Genomic DNA, 20,160 nt, shown 5'->3' with positions numbered 1-20,160 from the left:
CCGAAAATGACCGCACCCTTGTTGACCCGTCGCCGCCTGCTGGCGCTCTCTGCCAGCGCCCTTGCGCTTGGGGCCTGCGTGCCTGCGCTTGTGGCGCCGCCGCCCCCGCCCGAATTCGAGCCCATCGACTATGCCAGCCGCCGCGACGGGGCGCACCGCCTGCGCGCGATCAATCTGCAGGAGATCCCCGAATTTCTGCATCGGCAAGTGGTGCCCTATCAGAGTGAGGAAGCCCCCGGCACCATCGTCATCGAGAACAATAATCGCCTGCTCTATCTGATTCTCGAAAACGGCTATGCGCTGCGCTATGGCATCTCGGTCGGGCGCGAAGGCTTTGACTGGACCGGCGAATCGACGGTCTATCGCAAGGCGCATTGGCCGACATGGACCCCGCCGCCCGAAATGATCGAACGCGACCCGAAACTGGAGCGCTGGAAAGATGGCCAGCCGGGCGGGCCGGAAAATCCGCTGGGTGCGCGGGCGCTCTATCTGATGACCGACGGGCGCGATCAGGGCTACCGCATTCACGGGACGCCGGAATGGCGTTCGATCGGGCGGTTTGCCTCATCGGGCTGTTTCCGCATGCTGCAGCAGGATGTGATCGACCTCTATCAGCGGGTGCCCATCGGCACGCGGGTTGTGGTGATCTGAGGCCACTGCATTTTCTTGCTGAAAATACTCAATCCTCACCGCTGCGCAGGGCGCATCGGTTGCGCCTCACGCGCTCTGCGCCCAAGGTGTGCGGGTTTTGGCCCAGGCGCGCACCGCGTCGCCAAAAGCCTCGAATAGCGGGCGCGAGACCGGATCCTGCCCGGCCCGCCATTCCGGGTGCCATTGCACCGAGAGGGTGAAACCGGGCGCGCCCTCGACATAGAGTGCTTCGGGTGTGCCGTCGGGGGCGTGCCCGTCGATGATGATCCGCGCGCCGGGGGTCTTGATCCCCTGCCCGTGCAGCGTGTTGGTCAGCACCTCGGACGCCCCCATCAGGCGGTGAAACACGCCGCCCTCGCGGAAGCTCACCTTGTGGCGCAGAGCGAATTTCTCTTCCAGCGTGCCATCGGGCGGCATGCGGTGATTCATCCGGCCCGGCAGGTCGCGGATTTCCGGGTGAAGCGTGCCCCCCAGCGCCACATTGACTTCCTGAAAGCCACGGCAGACCCCAAAAAACGGCTGGCCGCGCGCCACGCAGGCCCGCACCAGCGGGAGCGTGATCGCATCGCGCGCGCGGTCAAACGCCCCATGCGCCGGGGTCTCGGCCTCGCCATATTCCTCGGGATGGACATTGGGGCGCCCGCCGGTCAGCAGGAAGCCGTCACAGACTTCGAGCAATTCCTCGACTGAGACAAGGCGCGGGTCCGAGGGCACAAGCAGCGGCAGGCAGCCCGAGACCTCGGCCACGGCCTCGGAATTCATGGTACCACCGGCATGGGCGGGGTATTCATCGTTGATCAGATAGGAATTGCCGATGATTCCGACGACCGGTCTGCGCATGCGCCCCTCTGCCCGTTAGGTCAGGATATGGTATCACGCTTCTGCCAAAGGTCTAGAGGCTGGGGCTGAAATGGCGCTCAGCAGGGCCGGTCCGGGCTGGGATGCTGCGGCGCCTGCCCGCGCGGCAGGCAGAGCTGATACAGGCGCTCTGCCCCGCAGCGCAGGGGTGAGCAATTCCCCTCACGCTGCCCGGTCTCGACAAAACCAAGGCCAAGCAGCAAGGCCATCGATGCCGCGTTGTCGTGATATACCTCGGCGCGGATCGCTGGCAGTTCCGTCTGCGCAAAGACATGGGTGACAAAACCGGCCAGTGCGACCCGCATCAGCCCTTGGCCTTCGGCCTCTGGCACAAGAAAGAAGGTCAGCTGTTCGGGATCGCGTTCGGACAGGCCGACAAGGCCAAGAAACCGCCCGTCGCCTGCATCAAGCGCGAAGCAGGGCCAGTCGACGCGACTGGCAAGGCGCGCAATCAGCGACCGGGCCTGCTGGAGTGTCCAGCCAGCGGGGAAGCCATGCAGCATTCGTCCGATCCGGGGCAATGTGACGGCCCCGTGCAGCGCCGGGGCATCCGCCTGCTGCAGGGGCCGCAAATGTAGCTCTGGATATTGGTCATGGTTCAGTGACAGCCGCATCAGCGCGTCACATCCGTCGGATATAGGTCCATGTCGGCACCGTGGCGCGGCGGGCCACCGAATAGGCTTCGGCATCGCCCAGATAGTCGAACCCGGCATTGGTCAGCACATGGGCCGTGGCCGCATTGTCCTGAAACACCTCGGCGAAGAGCGTGCGCGCGTGATGTGGATTGGACTTGATCACCGCGCGCACGGCTTCAGAGGCGAAACCTGCATTCCAGAAAGCCGGGGCCACCCAGAAGCCGATCTGGCTTTGCTGCCGCTCCAAGGGTTTCAACGACAAGAGCCCCATCACCTGCGCCGCCCCCGACACCGAGCCATCGAGCACCCAGACATCTTCTTCGCGCTCCGGCGCGGTCGAGCGGGCGATGAACTGTTCGGTGGCACCCGGCGGCAAGGGATGGGGGATCGAGCGCGTGCCTTCGGCCACGCGCCTATCGCTCGTATACAGCGCCAGAAGTGCGGCATCGCTCTGCGCGAGCGGGCGCAGGACGAGCCGTGCAGTTGTCAGAATTGGTTGATCCGCTTGAATCGTCTTGTCAAAACTCATGCTCATTCTCTCCTGTCAGGCCGCAGCCTGCCCTCCTCAATCCTTGAGCATGCGGCCGGTTCCAATGATATAGGAACGGATCGCACAAAAAAGAACAGGGCCGACGCTGCCGCCGACCCTGCTTACATCCGAAATGTAAAAGTTCGGCTTATTCGGCAGCAGTCTCCATCGGCACGACGGATACGAAGCTGCGCCCTTTGAGACCTTTGGTAAATACGATACGGCCTTCGGTCAGGGCAAACAGCGTATGGTCGCGGCCCATGCCCACGCCTGCGCCGGCCCAATGCTTGGTGCCGCGCTGACGCACGATGATATTGCCGGGAATGACGTGCTGGCCGCCATAGAGTTTCACGCCCAGGCGACGACCGGCTGAGTCGCGCCCGTTACGGGATGAACCGCCTGCTTTCTTGTGTGCCATGAGGGATTACTCCTCTGTCTTGGCTGCGGGCTTCTTCGCAGCGCGTTTCGGTTTGGCGGGCGCTTCTGCGGTTTCCGCAGCAGGCTCTGCCTTGGCTTTCTTGGCTTTCTTCGCGGGGGCGTCAGCCTCTGCGGCAACGTCGGCCTTTTTCGCCTTTTTGGGCTTCGGGGCTTCTGCCGGGGCGGCCGGGGCCTCTGCGGACCAGTCCTTGACCGAACCGGTGCCGATGGCGGCTTTCACGCCGGAAGCGTCTGCGCCCGAGGCGAGGATATCGGTGATCTTGATCAGCGTCAGTTTCTGGCGGTGGCCCTTGGTGCGCTGCGAGCTGTGCTTGCGGCGGCGCTTGACATAATGGATCACCTTGTCGGCCTTGATCTGGTCGATCACCTCGGCCTGAACGCCAGCACCGTCGACAGTCGGCGCACCGATCACCGGGCTGTCACCGCCCAGCATCAGGATCTCGTTGAACTGAACTGTTTCACCAGCATGGGCAGCAATGCGCTCGACGCGCAGCAGATCGCCTGCCTGCACGCGGTATTGCTTGCCACCGGTTTTGAGGACCGCAAACATCGGGTCTTTCCTTCTTTACTCTGCCGCGCCCTGTGGCCCCTGCGGATCAGATGCAGGCGTTTGGTGCTCTCGGACTGCGTGTCCGGAATCGCCGGACAATAGCTGACTGCCGCGCGGGCCGGATGCCCGAACGGAAGCTGGGATATGCTGGAAAGCAATTACAGTGTCAAGCGCGATGTCGGCAGCAATGGATCAACCCGCTGCGATTTCGCCGGGCAGGACGCAACCCGAAAGCCAGGCCCGTTCAGGAGCGAGACGCGAGCGCATGTTGCACGGTCTCGACCAGTGTTTCGCGCCGCACGGGTTTGGGGATCGTACCCGCAAAGCCCTCGTTGAGGTAGTGGCGGACCTGATCGGTCATGACATTCGCGGTTACGGCGATGGCGACGGGCGGCTGACCTCCCGCTTCCCGCGCCTCGCGGATCATGATCCGCAGGGCCTCGACCCCATCCAGCACCGGCATCGAGATATCCAAGAGGGCCACATCGAAATTGCCGCGCCGCCACAAATCGCATGCTTCCTCGCCATTGCTCGCGAATTCGGCACTGGCACCGAGCCGCGTCAATATCGTGCCCAGAACCTTGCGGTTGACCACATTGTCATCGGCGACCAGCACCTTGCAGCCGCTCAGAGCATCCGCCTGCGTCGGCCCCTCGGGTACTGCGGCGGCGGGGCGCTCTGCCGTGCTCTCGGGCGCGGGTGTCGCGGCACTCGGGAGCGGGATATCCAGAGATATCCGGGTTCCCTTGCCGAGGGCGGTCTCTATGCCGATCTTGCCATTCATCAGATCGATCAGGCGGCGCACGATGGTCATGCCCAGACCGCTGCCGCCAAAACGTCGGGTCGTGCTGGCCTCGGCCTGCTCGAACACGTTGTAGATCCGCGCCAGCTGGTCATCGGACATGCCGATTCCCGTGTCGCTGATCACGAATTTCAGGGATGTGGCCTCGCTTGCATCGACCTCCAGGGTGATCTTGCCCGCGCTGGTGAATTTGACGGCGTTGCTGAGCAGATTGTTCAAAATCTGCATCAGCCGGGTCTGATCGCCAAGGCGCGTGACAGAGGTATCGCCGCTCTGTGACAGGACAAGCTCCACCCCCTTGGCCCTGGCATTTGCCCCATGCAGCGAAACGAGCCCTTCGATCATCGGCGGCAGCTGAAAGCTCTGATATTCCAGTTCCACCTTGCCCGCCTCAACACGCGAGAGATCAAGAATATCGTTCAGCAATGTCAGCAGGCTCCACCCGGAGTCGCGGATGGTCGAAATCATCACCCGCTGATCCTGATCGAGATTTGTCTGCGCCAAGAGATCCGCCATGCCCAGGACACCATTCAGCGGCGTGCGGATTTCATGGCTCATATTGGCCAGAAACACCGATTTTGCCCTGTTGGCCGCTTCTGCGGCTTCACGGGCATGGGTCAGTTCGGTGACATCGACACGCAAGCCGACCCGCCCGCCCTCGGCCGTGCGCCGGTCGACGATCCGCAACACCGTGCCATCCGCAAGAACCTGCCGGTCGGGGCCATCGCCGCGATGCATCGAAAGGCATTCACGCAGCCATTCCTCTTCGCGGCCAAAGGCTTCGACATACTGCCCCCGTTCAAGCCCGTAGCGCAGGATATCCTCGTATCGGGCACCGGGCACGATCGAGGGCGCGCTGATTGCATAGATCTCGCGATACCTCTGATTGGCCATGACAAGGCGATCATCGGCATCAAAATACGCAAAACCGTCCTCCAGAGCCTCGACTGCGCTGACGAGTTGTCGTTTGACCCGCTGCAACTCGTGGAAGCGATTCTGCGACACAAGCATTGCCGCGTTCAACGCGTTGCTTGCGCGGGTCTGTTTGAACAGATTTTCCCCGATATTGTAGCCATAGAGCAGCAGCGCCATGATGATGAGAACCCATCCGTAAGGCCCTGCGGGCTCGATCGGGTTATGGGCGATCAGCCAGACAACCACCCCGGCGCCAAGAACCGCCGGAATCAGCAAGGAACATGTGTAGAGCGGCATCTTGCCATAAGCATTTGCGGCGTAGATGAAGACGCCACAGGTCCAGATAATGCTGATGACGACGATCGCCAGATCCGGGTGCCCGGCCAGACTGATACCCGGAATCATGTAAACTGCAGTGCTGAACATATTCAGCAGCCAATGCCCGAGCAGCACGCCGATTGGCACCTCCTCCTGAGCCGCAATTTCCCGGCGCGACAAGGCTTGTGCGGCCAGTTCGACAAAGACGATCAGAATAGCGGTGACAACGACGATCCTGCCCATGCCCAGATAGACCATCAGCGACAGGAAAACCGCCGCCATCATCGCACGTTTCGGCAAGTCGCTTATTTCGATGGGGCGCAGCAGTTCCGTTTCTCTGCGCACTGCTCGAACAAAGGCGTCTGGCAGTTTCATTCCTGGTTCTCTCGCGGGCCTCAGGGAGACGTTAGCAAAAATTCATATGCGATGGGTTAATATTCTGCTACCGGACGAAGCTTCGCGCACGGGCCGCCGCTATCCCATCGAATCCAGCAGATTGCGCCCTCGGGCATCCTCGATCTCGATCACCCAGAGGTCAGGGTCAAAGCGGCGCTGGCGAGTGATGGCGGCATCGACTTCGTGTTCCGGCCCTTCGATCAAGACCCGCCAGACCCGCGCATCCAGCGCCATGTCATATTCGCGCAGATAGGCGCGCGCCGTGCCGTCCAGCAGCGCGAGCTTCACCAGCACCGCGCCCGCCGTCTCGTCCCCGCGCGCGAGGACATAGGCGGGGATATTGTCGATCTGGAGGCGCCGCAGGTAGGCCGCGACCCAGATGCCGGAGGCCAGCCGCGCGCTCATGTATTCCCGTCGCGGAACTCCAGCCCCATCTCCGAATAGCGCTCGGACTCTTCCATCCAGTTCTCGCGGACCTTGACCTGCAGGAACAGATGGACCGGGCGGCCGAGAAATTCGGCGATCTCGGCGCGGGCAGCCTGAGAAATCGCCTTGATCGTCTCGCCCCTGTTGCCCAGCACGATCCCTTTATGGCCGTCGCGCATGACATAGATCATCTGGTCGATCCGCACGGAGCCATCCTTGCGCTCCTGCCATTGCTCGGTCTCGACCGTCAGCTGATAGGGCAGTTCCTCATGCAGCCGCAGGGTCAGCTTTTCGCGCGTCATCTCGGCCGCGATCATGCGCATGGGCAGATCGGCGATCTGGTCCTCTGGGTAGAGCCAGGGGCTTTCGGGCAGGGTTTCGGCCAGCCAGCGGCGCAGGGCGTCCACGCCGTGGCCCTTTTCGGCAGAGATCATGAAGGTCTGGGCAAAGGGATAGGCGTCATTGAGTTTCGCGGAAAGCGCGAGCAGCGCCTCGGCCTTCACGCGGTCGATCTTGTTGATGGCGAGCGCCACGGTCTGTTTGGGCGAGATCCGGTCTTTCAGCGCGTCGAGTATGGCCTGCGTGCCCTCGGTCAGGCCGCGATGCGCTTCCACCAGCAGCACGACGATATCGGCATCCGCAGCCCCGCCCCAGGCAGCGGCAACCATCGCGCGATCCAGCCTGCGGCGCGGGCGGAAAAGGCCCGGCGTGTCCACGAAGACGATCTGCGCCGCGCCTTCCAGTGCCACGCCACGAATGCGGGCGCGGGTCGTCTGCACCTTATGGGTGACGATCGAGACTTTCGCCCCCACCATGCGGTTGGTCAGGGTGGACTTTCCGGCATTGGGTTCACCGATCAGGGCCACGAAGCCCGCGCGTGTTGTCATCTCTTACGTCTGCCTTTGTGCTTCACTTGCCTTGGGACTTAGCCGGTTTCGACCGCTCCCGCCAGAGCGTATAGAGCCCTGCGCCCACGATCAACGCCGCACCTGCCCATGTCACCGCATCCGGGCGCTCGCCGAAAACAAGGATGGCAATGGCCAGCGCGGCGACCAGACGACTGTAGCGAAAGGGGGCAACGGCAGACACTTCGCCCGTGCGCATGGCGCGCGTAAGCGCCGTGTAGGCGATCACGCCCGCGATAGCGGTCAGCGCCATGAATCCCAGCCCCGGCGGTGCGGGAAGGCGCGGCGCCCCCGGTTCCGCGATCAGCAGGACAATACCTGCAATGGTGACGACCCCAAAGCCCAGCAGCGAAAGCTGCGCGGGGCGCACCTCTGGCGGGCTGGTGCGGGTGGCCAGATCGCGCAACGCAAAGCCGAGCATGCCCAGAACGGCAAAGATCGCTGTGGGTTCGAATTGCGCGGGCACCGGGCGCAACACCAGCACGACGCCCGCCAGCCCCAGCCCCATCGCGATCCAGCGGCGCGGCCCTGCGCGTTCGCCGAGCAGGAACACGGCACCAAGGGTCACGATGATCGGGGTTGCCTGCAGGATGGTCGTGGTCACGGTCAGGCTGTTATAGAACAGGCTGAGCGCGAAGAAGAGCCGCCCCATCACCTCTGCCGCGGTGCGCGCGAGCAGGCGGGGTTGCAGATAGGCCGGGTGCCAGAGCGGGCAGCCCTGCAGCTTTGCCGCTATGCCGGAAATGCCGAGCGCAATCAGCCCGAACAGCAGCGTTCCCATGCCCGGCGTCAGCCAGCCTGCCCCGGTCGCGGTCTTGAACAGCGCATCCTCGACGGCAAAGCCCAGCATCGCCAGCACCATCCACAGCGCGCCGCGCAGGTTGTCGCTCATCCGGCCTTGTCCAGACGCGCGAGCAGCGCGCGGGCAGCTTCCTGCTCTGCCACGCGCTTGCTGCCTGCTGTGGCGGTCGCGCTCTCGCCCGTGGCGATCTGAACCTCGATGGTGAAGCTTGGCGCATGATCGGGGCCGGTGCGGGCGATCTCGACATAAAGCGGCAGCGCGAGCCCGCGCCCCTGCGCCCATTCCTGCAACATGGTCTTGGCATCGCGCGCATCGGCATCGACCCGCGTGACGCGGTTGCCCCAATGGCGCAGGATCAGGGCGCGGGCGGCGTCAAACCCGGCATCGAGATAGACCGCCGCGATCACCGCTTCCATCGCATCGCCCAGGATCGCTTCCTTGCGCCGCCCGCCCGAGAGCATCTCGGAACGCCCGAGTTTCAGCGCCGCCCCAAGGTCCAGCGCGCGCGCCACATCGGCGCAGGCTTCCTTGCGCACAAGCGCATTGAAGCGCGGGGCAAGCTGGCCCTCAGAGGCGGATTTGTCGGCCTGCAGCAGCGCCTCGGCCATCACCAGCCCGAGCACGCGGTCGCCCAGAAATTCCAGCCGCTGGTTGTCGGGGCGCGAGGGCGAGGACATGGAGGGATGCGTCAGCGCCTGGTGCAGAAGCTCCGGGCGCTTGAAATCATGCCCCAGCCGCGCGGCAAAGGCTATGAGATCGGCAGAGAGTTTCACGGCAGCCTCTGGAAGAATCGATCCCCGCGCCATGTCCAGAAGAAGAAGAGCGAACGCCCTTGCGCCGAGAAGACCACATGGCGCGCACGTCCGATCAGATGGTCGAAGGGCACCATGCCGACACCGCCGACCTGACGCGGCATACGCGAGTCGAGCGAATTGTCGCGATTGTCGCCCATGAAGAAGAAATGCCCCTCGGGCACGGTGAATACGGGCGTGTTGTCGCCCGCGCCATTGTCCACGATATTCAGGACCGGATAGCTTACACCATTGGGCAGGGTCTCGATGGCGCGTGATTTGCGGCAATCGCCGCCCTCGCCCACGGGCGCATTCTCGCAGCGCGGGAACTGGCGGGCGCTGCCCTGACGCTCGAACACCTCGACGAAATCACCGGCCGGTTCCTGCGGCACCTCTTCATCATTGAGATAGAGCACGCCCTCGCGCATCTGCACCCGGTCGCCGGGCAGGCCGATCAGGCGCTTGATATAATCTGCGCCCGTGCCGGGATGGCGGAAGACGACGATATCGCCGCGCTCGGGGTCAGAGGCAAAGAGCCGCCCGTCAATCGGGCAGATCGCGAAGGGGCAGGAATAGCGCGAATAGCCGTAAGCCATCTTGTTGACGAAGAGGAAATCCCCGATCAGCAGGGTCTCCTTCATCGAGCCTGAGGGAATCCAGAAGGGCTGAAAGAACAATGTCCGGAACAGCCCCGCAATGAGAAGCGCATAGACAATCGTCTTGATATTGTCCCAAAGCCCGTCTTTCTTGCTGTCAATCGCGCTCATCTGTGCTTTTCCCTGCCCGAAACCTGTCGCGCGCTACATGAGGGGGGGCGCGCGCGGAGTCAAGCATGAGCGCCCCGCGCGGGAACCTACCGCCCGAGATTTGGGGTTTTCAACAGCGCAAGCGCCGCCTATAACGGCGCCCATGAGACTGACTGTTGCCCTTCGTCCGCTGCCCGGCCTGCTTCTTCTTAGCAGCCTCTGAGCGTGTCCTGTTGCAGGCGCGCCGCTCAGAGGTGACCAGCGCCCGCGTAACGGACAAGACAGACAGGATAGACAGGAACATCCCATGACAGACGCATCCGCCAAACAGGACCGAGTCCTGATTTTCGACACCACTTTGCGCGATGGCGAACAAAGCCCCGGCGCGACCATGAGCCATGCCGAGAAGCTGGAGATCGCGGGCCTGCTCGATGACATGGGCGTCGATATCATCGAGGCCGGGTTTCCCATTGCCTCGGAAGGGGATTTTCAGGCGGTCAGCGAGATTGCAAAGAATGCGCGCAATTCGGTCATCTGCGGGCTGGCGCGGGCCAATTTCGCCGATATCGACCGCTGCTGGGAAGCGGTGAAACATGCGCCCCGTGCGCGCATTCACACCTTCATCGGCACATCGCCGCTGCACCGGGAGATCACGGCGCTGGATCAGGACGGGATGGTCGCGCGTATCCATGACACCGTGACCCATGCGCGCAATCTGTGCGACAATGTGCAATGGTCGCCGATGGATGCGACCCGCACCGAGCATGACTATCTGTGCCGTGTGGTCGAGACCGCGATCAAGGCCGGGGCCACGACGATCAATATACCCGACACGGTGGGCTATACCTATCCGCGCGAAAGCGCCGATCTGATCGCGATGCTGCTGGAACGTGTGCCCGGCGCGGATGAGATCATCTTCGCCACGCATTGCCATAATGATCTGGGCATGGCCACGGCCAATGCGCTGGCGGCGGTCGAGGCCGGTGCGCGCCAGATCGAATGCACGATCAACGGGTTGGGCGAGCGCGCGGGCAATACCGCGCTGGAAGAGGTCGTCATGGCCCTGCGGGTGCGCAATGACATCCTGCCCTATCGGACGGGCATCGACACCACCAAGATCATGGGCATCTCGCGCATGGTCGCGGCGGTCTCGGGCTTTCCGGTGCAGTTCAACAAGGCGGTCGTGGGCAAGAATGCTTTTGCGCATGAATCGGGCATCCATCAGGACGGGATGCTGAAGAACAAGGAAACCTTCGAGATCATGCGCCCCGAGGATATCGGGCTGGCCGCAACCAATCTGGTGATGGGCAAGCATTCAGGCCGGGCGGCGCTGCGCGCGAAACTCTCGGAACTGGGGTTTGAACTGGGCGACAACCAGTTGAAGGATGTCTTCGTGCGGTTCAAGGCGCTGGCCGACCGCAAGAAGGAAGTCTATGACGACGATCTGATCGCGCTGATGGCCGAGGCCAGCACGGCGGATGAGGAATCCTACCTGCAAATCCGCAAGCTGCGCGTGATCTGCGGCACCGAAGGGCCGCAGGAGGCGGAACTGACGATGCTGGTGGGCGGCGAAGAGAAGTTCATTGATGCCACTGGGGACGGGCCGGTCGATGCGACCTTCAACGCGGTCAGGATGCTGTTCCCGCATGACGCGCGGCTGGAACTCTATCAGGTCCATGCCGTGACCGAAGGCACCGATGCGCAGGCCACGGTCAGCGTGCGGCTGAAACTGGATGATATCGTCTATTCCGGCCAGTCTTCGGACACCGATACGGTGGTGGCCTCGGCCAAGGCCTATGTCAATGCGCTGAACCGGCTGGTGCTGCACCGCCATCGCGGCAACCTGTCGGCGCTGATGAGTTCGGCAAGCTGAGACAGGTTCTGCGCCACAGGCGATCCCCGTGGCGCGGTTCTGCTTATGCCTTGGCGAGTTCCGTGCGCCAGTCATGTTGCGGCGCGAAACCGAGCAGGCGTTTGGCCTTGGCATTGCTGTAGAAGGTTTCGCGCGGGCCCATCTCGGACCGGACCGGCACATCTGCATAATACTCAGTGATCAGATCAGCGGTGCTGCGGTCTACGGAATGATCGTCATTGGCGACATTGAAGATCTGATAGCCCAGCCCATCGGTCTGCAGGCAGCGCCCGACCATCTGCCCCAGATCGCGCGCGTCGATATAGGCGAAGATATTGCGCCGCCGCAGGCCCGGATTGGCAACATAGGCGGGGAAATCGCGCGCATATTCATGGGGTTCTATGACATTGTTAATGCGCAGCCCGTAAATATCCGCCCCGCTGCGGCGCTGGAAGGCGCGTGCGGTCACTTCATTGACCACCTTGGACATGGCGTAGCTGTCTTCGGGCTCGGTCGGGTGACCCTCGTCCATCGGCAGATAGTCGGGCTTGCGGGTGCCATCGGCGAAACAGACGCCATAGGTGGTTTCGGATGAGGCGAAGATGATCTTGCGCAGACCGAATTTCACCGCGGCGTCGATGACGTTATAGGTGCCAAGCGTATTGACGCGAAAACACTCATTATCGCTCTTGAGCAGGATGCGCGGGACAGCGGCAAAATGCACCACGGCATCGAAACGCGGCATGCCGGTTCCGGGGTCGAGTTCGTCAAAGCCCGCATAGCTTGCCATCACATCAAACATCTGGCCTGCATCGGTGATATCGGCGATGCGATTGTCCACGCCCGGCAGATCAAGCGGCGCAAGATCGACATTCAGCACCCTGTGGCCCTGCGCGAGAAGGACCGGGATGACATGCCGCCCTGCCTTGCCGCTGCCGCCTGTGAACAAGATGCGCATATCTGTCTCCTTCTCTGTTGGCTGCCCGCCCGCAATCCTGGGCGCCCGGTCGCATATGATCGCGGGCAGGCGGTCAAGGCAAGTGGAGAGCGGCCACCGGCGCCGGCGAAGGATCTGTGGGTCACAGTATCGTGCGCGACACGCCACTTCCCGCCGATCTGCATGCTGCCCCCCCTTTACCGCGCCCATATCCCCGCCCTATAAGGCGCAAAGCGCAAGGCGACCCGTTCCGGGCGCTGCATCTCTCGTGAGCACTGGATATCCCGCATGAATTTCTTTCCCAGCCTGTTCTCATCCGACATGGCCATTGACCTCGGCACTGCCAATACGCTGGTCTATGTCAAGGGACGCGGGATCATCCTGAATGAACCCTCGGTGGTGGCCTATCACTCGAAAGACGGGCGCAAGGCCGTGCTGGCGGTGGGCGAGGATGCGAAGCTGATGCTGGGCCGCACGCCCGGTTCCATCGAGGCGATCCGACCCATGCGCGACGGGGTGATCGCGGATTTCGATGTGGCCGAGGAAATGATCAAGCATTTCATCCGCAAAGTTCATCGTAACACTGTGTTTTCAAAGCCGAAAGTGATCGTCTGCGTGCCCTATGGGGCGACCCCGGTGGAAAAGCGCGCGATCCGGCAATCGGTGCTTTCGGCAGGGGCGCGGCGCGCCGGGCTGATCTCGGAGCCCATCGCGGCGGCCATTGGTGCGGGCATGCCGATCACCGATCCGACCGGCTCGATGGTCGTCGATATCGGTGGCGGCACGACCGAAGTTGCGGTGCTCAGCCTGGGCGATATCGTCTATGCGCGCTCGGTGCGGGTGGGCGGCGACCGGATGGACGAGGCGGTTGTCAGCTTCCTGCGGCGCAACCAGAACCTGCTAATCGGCGAATCGACCGCCGAGAAGATCAAATGCTCGATCGGCACCGCGCGGATGCCCGATGACGGGCGCGGCAAGTCGATGCTGGTGCGCGGGCGCGATCTGCTGAACGGCGTGCCGAAAGAGGCCGAAATCACACAGGCGCAGGTGGCCGAAGCGCTGGCCGAAACCGTGACCACGATCTGCGAGGCCGTGATGATCGCGCTGGAGACCACACCGCCCGATCTGGCCGCGGATATCGTGGACCGGGGCGTGATGCTCACCGGCGGCGGCGCGCTCTTGGGCGAGCTGGATCTGGCGCTGCGCGAACAGACCGGGCTTTCGATCTCCGTGGCCGATGAAGCGCTCAATTGCGTCGCCATCGGCACCGGCAAGGCGCTGGAATTCGAGAAGCAGTTGCGCCACGCCATTGACTACGAGAGCTGACGCATAACGCGACTGGGTGGCAGTTTTGGCCGAAGATCGCAAATACGATCAGGATTTCATCCGCCCGCTGCGGCGTGTGCTGGTGGGCGTGATCGCGGTCCTGCTGGCGCTGACCTTCCTGATCTGGCGCATCGACAGCCCGCGCGTCGAGCAGTTCCGCATGGCAGTGATCGACCGGGTGGTGCCCTCTTTCGACTGGGCGATGAAGCCCGTGACGCGGCTTGCCGTGCTGACCGAGGATTTCCGCTCCTATGCGCGCATCGTCGAGCAGAATCAGGAATTGCGCCGCGAATTGCAGCAGATGCGGGCCTGGCGCGAGGCGGCCCTGCAGCTTGAACAGCGGAATGCGCAGCTTCTGGATCTCAATCATGTGCGGCTGGATCCGCAACTGACGCATGTGACGGGCGTGGTGATGGCCGATAGTGGCTCGCCGTTTCGCAAATCGGTCCTGCTGAATGTGGGCGCGCGCGACGGGGTGCAGGATGGTTGGGCCGTCATGGACGGGCTGGGGCTGGCCGGACGCATCGCGGGTGTCGGGCAGCGCACGGCGCGGGTGGTGTTGCTGACCGATACCGCGAGCGCCGTGCCGGTGATCGTGCAGCCCTCTGGCCAGCGCGCCATGCTGATCGGGGATAATTCCGCCTATCCGGTGCTGGAATTTGTCGAGGCCCCGGATGATCTGCGCCCCGGCGACCGGGTGATCAGTTCGGATGATGGCGGGGTGTTTCCGGCGGGGCTGCTGGTGGGCGAGGTGGTGATCACGCGCGACCGGCGCTTGCGGGTGCGGATCGCCGCCGATTACGGAAGGCTGGAGTTCCTGCGGGTGCTGCGCTCGCGCCCTGTCGAGCGGATCACCGATACGGGCAGTCTGATCGCGCCCGGTGACGAACCGGTCCTGGAGTCAGCGGAGCCGGTGGCCCCGGAGGGCACGGGCGATGGTTGAGCGGCGCCAGACCAAGCGCCTGATCTATGTGGCGCTGTTTCTGGCGCTGGCGGCTGGGCTGATGTTCTACCGCTTCCTGCCGCTGGGCGGCTATGGTGCGGATTTCGGCATGATCGAGGGCGCGGCGCTCGTCGATTACGACGATGCGCGGGGCTGGAGCCTGCCGCTGCCGGATCTGCTGCTCTGTCTGACGCTGGCCTGGGTGCTGCGGCGGCCTGATCTGCTGCCCGCGCCGATCATCGCGGGGTATTTCTTTATCGAAGATATCCTGCTTTTGCGCCCCCCCGGTCTGTGGGCGCTGATCGTGCTGATGGGCAGTGAATTTCTGCGCCGCCGCTCGGACCAGTTCCGGGGCTATGGGTTCTTGCATGAATATGCACTGGTCGCGGGGTTGATGCTGGTCATGTATCTGGCAAATCGCGCTGTGCTCGCGATTGTGATCATGCCGCTGGAACCGCTTGGCTTGAGCTTTGCGCATTTCCTCGGCACTGTACTGGCCTACCCGGTGGTGGTGGCGATATCACATTTCGTCTTTGGCCTGCGCAAACCGGCCACGGGCGAAGTGGATGCATTGGGGCAGAAACTGTGAAACGCTCGGATCGTGACAAGGAACTCAGCCGCCGCACGATCAGCCGTCGTGCGCTGCTGCTCGGGGCTGTGCAGCTTGGCTTTGCGGGCACGCTCTTGTGGCGGCTGCGCGACATGCAGCTGAACCAGTCCGAGCAGTTCCGGCTGCTGGCCGAGGAAAACCGTATCAACCTGCGCCTGCTGCCGCCCATTCGGGGGCTGATTCTGGACCGCAATGGCGTGATTCTGGCGGGAAACGAGCAGAATTACCGCGTCGTGATCAAGCGTGACGATGCGGGCGATATTGATCTGGTCCTGAGCCGTCTGGCCCGACTGATCCCGCTGAGCGAGGAAGATATCGAGCGCGCAAGGCGCGACATGCTGCGCAACCGTCCTTTCGTGCCGGTGACGGTGGCCGAGCGGCTGAGTTGGGAAGAAATCAGCCGGGTTGCAGCCAATGCCCCTGCCCTGCCCGGTGTCACGCCGGAAATGGGCATGTCGCGCGCCTATCCGCTGCGCGAGGATACCGCCCATGTCGTGGGCTATGTCGGCCCGGTCTCGGAACGCGATCTGGAGGCGCTGGAAAGCCCCGATCCGGTGCTCTTCATCCCGCGCTTCCAGATCGGCAAGAGCGGGGTCGAGCGCATGGCCGAGGACCGGCTGCGCGGGCGCGCGGGCTCGCAGCGGGTCGAGGTCAATTCCGTGGGCCGCGTCATGCGCGAGCTGGACCGGGTGGAGGGCACGCCCGGCGCGAATGTGCATCTGACGATTGACGCGCGGCTGCAGAATTACGCGCTGGAGCGGCTGCATGGCCATAGTGCGGCTGCCGTGGTGATGGATGTGAAGAATGGCGATATTCTGGCGCTGGCCTCGGGTCCGAGTTTCGATCCGAACCTCTTCGTGCGCGGGATCTCCAGCACGAATTTCAATGAACTTCTGAACAATGACTACCGCCCGCTGGTTAACAAGACTGTGCAGGGCATGTATCCGCCCGGCTCGACCTTCAAGATGGTGACCGCGCTGGCCGCATTGGAGGCCGGTGTCACCAATGGGCAGGAAACCGTATTCTGCCCCGGCCATATGGACGTGTCCGGCAACCGGTTCCATTGCTGGAAACGCGGCGGGCATGGGCGCGTCGGGCTGGTCTCGGCGCTGGCGGAGAGTTGTGACGTCTATTTCTACGAGATGTCGCAGCGCTGCGGGATCGACAAGATCAATGAAATGTCCACCCGGCTGGGCCTTGGGATGCGCTATGATCTGCCCATCACCTCGGTCGCGGGGGGTCTGAACCCGACGCGGGAATGGAAACGCAACAATCGCAATGCCGAATGGCGCATCGGCGATACGGTCAATGCCTCGATCGGGCAGGGTTTCGTGCTGACGACACCTCTCCAACTGGCGGTGATGACCGCGCGTCTGGCCACCAACAGCGCAGTGCTGCCGCGGCTGGTGCGCGATCCGCTGGAGCGGAGCGAACGCGAATTGGCCAGCCTTGATCTGCGCCCGGAGTGGTTGCGCATGATCCGTCAGGGCATGGACCAGACCGTCAATGATCGGCGCGGCACAGCCTATTCCTCGCGCATTGTCGCGGACGGGCAGTTGATGGCGGGCAAGACCGGCACCTCTCAGGTTTTCTCGATCACCCGCGCCGAGCGCGAGGCGGGCGTGCGCCGACAGGAGCAACTGCCCTGGAACCGGCGCAACCACGCGCTGTTCGTGAATTACGCCCCGCATGACGCTCCGCGTATCGCGGTTTCGGTGGTCGTGGAACATGGCGGCGGCGGTTCTTCTGCTGCTGCGCCTATCGGACGCGATATCACCCTCGCGGCGCTGAATGACGCGCTGCCGCCGCTCTCGGCCTATCCGGCCCCGCAACGCAACCGGATCCAGTATGAACAGGACGAGATGCATGAGCGCCTGCGCCGCCCCGAAGATCTGAGGCTCAGCCGGGCATGAGTTATCTTGAGTATAACACCCGCCAGATGCCCTCGGGGCTGCGCAAGGTGCTCTATCTGAACTGGCCGCTGATCGCGCTTCTGATCATGGTGGCGGGATACGGCTTCGTGATGCTCTATTCCGTGGCGGGCGGCAGCCTGACGCCCTGGGCCGAGCCGCAGATCAAGCGCTTTGGCATCGGTCTGTTATGCATGCTCATAGTGGCCTTCACGCCGCTGTGGTTCTGGCGCTCGATTGCGGGGGTGGCTTATGGCGTGACGATCCTGCTGCTGCTGGGGGTCGAGTTCTTCGGCTCGGTCGGCATGGGGGCAAAACGCTGGCTGGTGATTGGTCCCATGCGCCTGCAACCGTCGGAACTGGCGAAAATCACCACGATCCTGGCGCTTGCGGCCTATTACGACTGGATCGACATGAAGAAGATCTCGCATCCTGTGCATGTGGTCATCGCGGCGCTGATCGCTCTGGTGCCGACGTTACTGGTGCTGCGCCAGCCCGATCTGGGCACCGCCATGCTGATTGCCGCGGGCGGCGGCGTGGTGATCTTCGCGGCCGGCGTCCATTGGGGCTATTTCGCCGCCCTGATCGGCTCTGCGGCGGGTCTGGTCACGGCGGTGCTGCAATCGCGCGGCACCGAATGGCAGTTGCTCAAGGATTACCAGTATCGCCGGATCGATGCCTTTCTGGACCCGACGCTTGACCCGTTGGGCGCAGGCTATCACATCAACCAGTCGATGATCGCGCTGGGCTCGGGCGGCTGGTCCGGGCGCGGTTTCATGGAAGGCACGCAGGCGCGGCTGAACTTCCTGCCCGAAAAGCATACCGATTTCATCTTCACCACATTGGCCGAGGAATTCGGCTTTGTCGGCGCCTCGTCGCTGCTGCTTCTCTATATGATGATCATTGCCGTCTGCCTGCTGACCGCTCTGCGCACGACAAACCGTTTCGGAGCGCTCTTGGTGATGGGGGTGATCGGCAATTTCTTCCTCTATTTCGCCGTGAATATGGCGATGGTCATGGGGCTGGCGCCGGTGGTGGGCGTGCCGCTGCCGCTGGTCTCTTTCGGCGGGTCGGCCATGCTGGTCTTGATGGTCGGATTCGGGCTGGTCCATTCGGCGCATATCCATCGCGCCCGGTTGCCGTCATGACGCTGACCATCCTCTTTGCCGCTGGTGAGGGCGATTTCGCCGAATATGCACCGCATCTGAAAGATGCGCTGGCCGAGGCGGGTCTGGAGGCCGCGCTGGTCACTGAAGCCCCGCCCGAGAGCGTGGATTACATCATCTATGCCCCGGCGAACCCCCTGCGCGATTTCAGCCCATTCACGCGCTGCAAGGCCGTGCTCAGCCTATGGGCCGGGGTGGAACGGATCGTGGGCAATCCGACGCTGACCCAGCCGCTGGCGCGCATGGTGGATCCGGCGCTGACCAGGGGTATGGTCGAATATGTCACGGGCCATGTGCTGCGCTATCATCTGGGGCTCGACGCGCATATCCATGCGCGGGCAGGCGAATGGGCGGCGGAGCCCCCGCCGCTGGCCGAGGCGCGGGTGGTGGGATTTCTTGGCCTTGGCGCGCTGGGACAGGCCTGCGCGGATGCTTTGCGGGGCTTGGGATTTCAGGTGATCGGCTGGTCGCGCAGCCCGAAATCGCTGCCGGGGATCACCTGTCATCACGGCGATGAGGGCTTGAAGACCGTCCTGCAACAATCTGAAATTCTTGTGACTTTGCTGCCGCATACCAGCACGACCGAGAATCTGCTCGATGCGCGGCGGTTTGGCTTTTGCCGTCCGGGCCTGTGTCTGATCAACCCCGGACGCGGCGCGCTGATTGATGAGGCCGCACTGATCGACGCGCTGGACGCCGGGCCGGTGCAGCATGCCACGCTGGATGTGTTCCGCACCGAGCCGCTGCCCGAGGATCATGCGTTCTGGCACCATCCGAAGGTCACGGTCACACCGCATATCGCGGCGGCCACCCGCACCGAGACGGCAGCGCGGGTGATTGTCGGGAATATCGCACGGGTGGAAGGCGGTGCACCGCTCTTGAATGAGGTCTGTCGCGCGCGCGGGTATTGAACCCGACCGAGTGCCGGGATTTGTTCAGAGATTGGCAATGGATCGGTGCTAGGTTTCGGGCTAGACTGAGGGCCGCAAGTCAGGATCTGTCGATGCAGGATCGCGCCGCGCCTTTGCACAGCCCGCGCCGCCGCAGGCGCGCAGGCCGTTCTTTCCTGCCTGAGCAGGCGAGCGTGCCGCCCCCGGTGCGGCCCGCTGCGCGCGGGCTCAGCTGGCGCGATGTGCTTGCTGCCGTCGCTTTCAGTCTTGCCGCCCTGATCGCGGTCAGCGCGGGGCTGGACTATTGCGCGCGACCGGGGGCCTTCTGCCAGTCACCGCAAGATCTCGCCGGGGAAAGCATGACGGCTGCGCCCCCTTCCGTTGCGCAGGCATCCGTGCCCGAACCGGTCGAACCGGAACGCCCGGTTCTGGCCCATGCCTTTGCGCCCCTGCCGCTGAGTTTCGAGACCCGGACCACGCGCAATTTCGTTCTGCCGCCGGGGCGCAGCATGCTGGATATGGCGACCGAGGCAGGGCGGATCGCGCTTGATGACCTGACCCTGATCGCAGTCGTGCAGCAAAACGGGGTGCGGCATGCCTTGGTGCGCCTGCCCGATGGCCGGATCGCGCGGCTGCAACAGGGTGATCTGCTGGAGGGCGGCACGGTGGCGGCAATCGGCGAAGATGCGCTCTATCTGCTCGATGACAATCAGCGCCCGCGCGCTCTGGTGCTGGGCGGATAAGCGCGCGGGGCTTGGGGACAC

At 63.6% G+C, this 20,160-nt stretch carries 21 protein-coding genes; 9 read left to right on the top strand and 12 right to left on the bottom strand.

Annotated elements, in window-relative coordinates; all coding sequences use genetic code 11:
- Positions 1-6: 6 nt before the first annotated feature.
- Entirely contained in the window at positions 7-651 is a 645-nt protein-coding gene (locus BG457_RS10055; RefSeq protein WP_071797010.1) for a L,D-transpeptidase, read from the top strand.
- 66 nt (positions 652-717) lie between these two features.
- Here BG457_RS10055 and BG457_RS10050 read toward each other — a convergent pair whose 3' ends face one another.
- The 11 genes from BG457_RS10050 to lepB all read right to left on the bottom strand — a co-directional run bounded on the left by BG457_RS10050 (position 718) and on the right by lepB (position 9,783).
- Entirely contained in the window at positions 718-1,491 is a 774-nt protein-coding gene (locus BG457_RS10050) for a gamma-glutamyl-gamma-aminobutyrate hydrolase family protein (RefSeq protein ID WP_071797009.1), read from the bottom strand.
- A gap of 77 nt (positions 1,492-1,568) precedes the next feature.
- Positions 1,569-2,123, bottom strand: coding sequence for a GNAT family N-acetyltransferase (locus BG457_RS10045; RefSeq protein ID WP_071797008.1), 555 nt, complete (start codon positions 2,121-2,123; stop codon positions 1,569-1,571).
- Between the two features lie 7 nt (positions 2,124-2,130).
- Positions 2,131-2,673, bottom strand: coding sequence for a GNAT family N-acetyltransferase (locus tag BG457_RS10040; RefSeq protein ID WP_071797094.1), 543 nt, complete (start codon positions 2,671-2,673; stop codon positions 2,131-2,133).
- Between the two features lie 148 nt (positions 2,674-2,821).
- On the bottom strand, positions 2,822-3,091 hold the full coding sequence (gene rpmA, locus BG457_RS10035) for a 50S ribosomal protein L27 (RefSeq protein ID WP_071797007.1): 270 nt from the start codon (positions 3,089-3,091) through the stop codon (positions 2,822-2,824).
- A gap of 6 nt (positions 3,092-3,097) precedes the next feature.
- A complete protein-coding gene (gene rplU / locus BG457_RS10030) occupies positions 3,098-3,661 on the bottom strand; it encodes a 50S ribosomal protein L21 (protein ID WP_084657579.1) in 564 nt (187 codons plus the stop codon).
- A gap of 244 nt (positions 3,662-3,905) precedes the next feature.
- A complete protein-coding gene (locus tag BG457_RS10025) occupies positions 3,906-6,071 on the bottom strand; it encodes an ATP-binding protein (protein ID WP_071797006.1) in 2,166 nt (721 codons plus the stop codon).
- Between the two features lie 99 nt (positions 6,072-6,170).
- Positions 6,171-6,497, bottom strand: a complete 327-nt coding sequence (locus BG457_RS10020) for a DUF1491 family protein (RefSeq protein WP_071797005.1) — start codon at positions 6,495-6,497, stop codon at positions 6,171-6,173.
- Positions 6,494-7,405, bottom strand: coding sequence for a GTPase Era (gene era, locus BG457_RS10015; RefSeq protein WP_071797004.1), 912 nt, complete (start codon positions 7,403-7,405; stop codon positions 6,494-6,496). The genes BG457_RS10020 and era overlap by 4 nt, the downstream gene beginning before the upstream one ends.
- A gap of 22 nt (positions 7,406-7,427) precedes the next feature.
- Entirely contained in the window at positions 7,428-8,315 is an 888-nt protein-coding gene (locus BG457_RS10010) for a DMT family transporter (RefSeq protein WP_071797003.1), read from the bottom strand.
- Positions 8,312-8,998: a ribonuclease III gene (gene rnc, locus BG457_RS10005; RefSeq protein WP_071797093.1), complete on the bottom strand. Its 687-nt coding sequence runs from the start codon at positions 8,996-8,998 to the stop codon at positions 8,312-8,314. The genes BG457_RS10010 and rnc overlap by 4 nt, the downstream gene beginning before the upstream one ends.
- On the bottom strand, positions 8,995-9,783 hold the full coding sequence (gene lepB / locus BG457_RS10000) for a signal peptidase I (RefSeq protein WP_071797002.1): 789 nt from the start codon (positions 9,781-9,783) through the stop codon (positions 8,995-8,997). Before lepB ends, rnc begins: the two co-directional genes overlap by 4 nt.
- A gap of 286 nt (positions 9,784-10,069) precedes the next feature.
- On the opposite strand from lepB, the gene BG457_RS09995 reads away from it, so the two are divergent.
- Positions 10,070-11,635 (top strand): 2-isopropylmalate synthase, encoded by a 1,566-nt coding sequence (locus BG457_RS09995; protein WP_071797001.1) that lies wholly within the window; start codon positions 10,070-10,072, stop codon positions 11,633-11,635.
- A 43-nt stretch (positions 11,636-11,678) separates the two neighbouring features.
- Here the strand turns inward: BG457_RS09995 and BG457_RS09990 are convergent, their stop codons facing one another.
- A complete protein-coding gene (locus BG457_RS09990; protein WP_071797000.1) occupies positions 11,679-12,572 on the bottom strand; it encodes an NAD-dependent epimerase/dehydratase family protein in 894 nt (297 codons plus the stop codon).
- Positions 12,573-12,839: 267 nt separating this feature from the next.
- On the opposite strand from BG457_RS09990, the gene BG457_RS09985 reads away from it, so the two are divergent.
- From BG457_RS09985 to BG457_RS09955, 7 genes are all read left to right on the top strand, one after another.
- Positions 12,840-13,877 (top strand): rod shape-determining protein, encoded by a 1,038-nt coding sequence (locus BG457_RS09985; protein WP_139257665.1) that lies wholly within the window; start codon positions 12,840-12,842, stop codon positions 13,875-13,877.
- 25 nt (positions 13,878-13,902) lie between these two features.
- On the top strand, positions 13,903-14,820 hold the full coding sequence (gene mreC, locus BG457_RS09980) for a rod shape-determining protein MreC (protein ID WP_071796998.1): 918 nt from the start codon (positions 13,903-13,905) through the stop codon (positions 14,818-14,820).
- Positions 14,813-15,409 carry a hypothetical protein gene (locus BG457_RS09975; RefSeq protein ID WP_071796997.1) on the top strand — a complete coding sequence of 199 codons (597 nt, stop codon included), beginning with the start codon at positions 14,813-14,815 and terminating at the stop codon, positions 15,407-15,409. Before mreC ends, BG457_RS09975 begins: the two co-directional genes overlap by 8 nt.
- Positions 15,406-17,343 carry a penicillin-binding protein 2 gene (gene mrdA / locus BG457_RS09970; protein ID WP_071796996.1) on the top strand — a complete coding sequence of 646 codons (1,938 nt, stop codon included), beginning with the start codon at positions 15,406-15,408 and terminating at the stop codon, positions 17,341-17,343. Before BG457_RS09975 ends, mrdA begins: the two co-directional genes overlap by 4 nt.
- Positions 17,340-18,488: a rod shape-determining protein RodA gene (gene rodA / locus BG457_RS09965; RefSeq protein WP_071796995.1), complete on the top strand. Its 1,149-nt coding sequence runs from the start codon at positions 17,340-17,342 to the stop codon at positions 18,486-18,488. The genes mrdA and rodA overlap by 4 nt, the downstream gene beginning before the upstream one ends.
- Positions 18,485-19,417, top strand: a complete 933-nt coding sequence (locus BG457_RS09960; protein WP_071796994.1) for a 2-hydroxyacid dehydrogenase — start codon at positions 18,485-18,487, stop codon at positions 19,415-19,417. Before rodA ends, BG457_RS09960 begins: the two co-directional genes overlap by 4 nt.
- A 92-nt stretch (positions 19,418-19,509) precedes the next feature.
- On the top strand, positions 19,510-20,139 hold the full coding sequence (locus BG457_RS09955; RefSeq protein WP_071796993.1) for a hypothetical protein: 630 nt from the start codon (positions 19,510-19,512) through the stop codon (positions 20,137-20,139).
- The last annotated feature ends 21 nt before the right edge of the window (positions 20,140-20,160 follow it).

Origin of the sequence: Natronohydrobacter thiooxidans, from assembly GCF_001884735.1 — a bacterium.
Taxonomy (GTDB): Bacteria; Pseudomonadota; Alphaproteobacteria; order Rhodobacterales; family Rhodobacteraceae; genus Roseinatronobacter; species Roseinatronobacter thiooxidans_A.
The sequence above is the reverse complement of the archived record's forward strand: the minus strand, read 5'-3'. Positions and strand labels throughout refer to the sequence as shown.

Coding starts and splice junctions, on each gene's coding strand:
- BG457_RS09955 (WP_071796993.1), top strand. CDS start 19,510: ATGCAGGATCGCGCCGCGCCTTTGCACAGCCCGCGCCGCCGCAGGCGC.
- BG457_RS09990 (WP_071797000.1), bottom strand. CDS start 12,572: ATGCGCATCTTGTTCACAGGCGGCAGCGGCAAGGCAGGGCGGCATGTC.
- rodA (WP_071796995.1), top strand. CDS start 17,340: ATGAGTTATCTTGAGTATAACACCCGCCAGATGCCCTCGGGGCTGCGC.
- BG457_RS09975 (WP_071796997.1), top strand. CDS start 14,813: ATGGTTGAGCGGCGCCAGACCAAGCGCCTGATCTATGTGGCGCTGTTT.
- BG457_RS09995 (WP_071797001.1), top strand. CDS start 10,070: ATGACAGACGCATCCGCCAAACAGGACCGAGTCCTGATTTTCGACACC.
- lepB (WP_071797002.1), bottom strand. CDS start 9,783: ATGAGCGCGATTGACAGCAAGAAAGACGGGCTTTGGGACAATATCAAG.
- BG457_RS10025 (WP_071797006.1), bottom strand. CDS start 6,071: ATGAAACTGCCAGACGCCTTTGTTCGAGCAGTGCGCAGAGAAACGGAA.
- rpmA (WP_071797007.1), bottom strand. CDS start 3,091: ATGGCACACAAGAAAGCAGGCGGTTCATCCCGTAACGGGCGCGACTCA.
- BG457_RS09985 (WP_139257665.1), top strand. CDS start 12,840: ATGAATTTCTTTCCCAGCCTGTTCTCATCCGACATGGCCATTGACCTC.
- BG457_RS10050 (WP_071797009.1), bottom strand. CDS start 1,491: ATGCGCAGACCGGTCGTCGGAATCATCGGCAATTCCTATCTGATCAAC.
- BG457_RS09960 (WP_071796994.1), top strand. CDS start 18,485: ATGACGCTGACCATCCTCTTTGCCGCTGGTGAGGGCGATTTCGCCGAA.
- BG457_RS10020 (WP_071797005.1), bottom strand. CDS start 6,497: ATGAGCGCGCGGCTGGCCTCCGGCATCTGGGTCGCGGCCTACCTGCGG.
- BG457_RS10045 (WP_071797008.1), bottom strand. CDS start 2,123: ATGCGGCTGTCACTGAACCATGACCAATATCCAGAGCTACATTTGCGG.
- BG457_RS10055 (WP_071797010.1), top strand. CDS start 7: ATGACCGCACCCTTGTTGACCCGTCGCCGCCTGCTGGCGCTCTCTGCC.
- era (WP_071797004.1), bottom strand. CDS start 7,405: ATGACAACACGCGCGGGCTTCGTGGCCCTGATCGGTGAACCCAATGCC.
- BG457_RS10040 (WP_071797094.1), bottom strand. CDS start 2,673: ATGAGTTTTGACAAGACGATTCAAGCGGATCAACCAATTCTGACAACT.
- BG457_RS10010 (WP_071797003.1), bottom strand. CDS start 8,315: ATGAGCGACAACCTGCGCGGCGCGCTGTGGATGGTGCTGGCGATGCTG.
- rplU (WP_084657579.1), bottom strand. CDS start 3,661: ATGTTTGCGGTCCTCAAAACCGGTGGCAAGCAATACCGCGTGCAGGCA.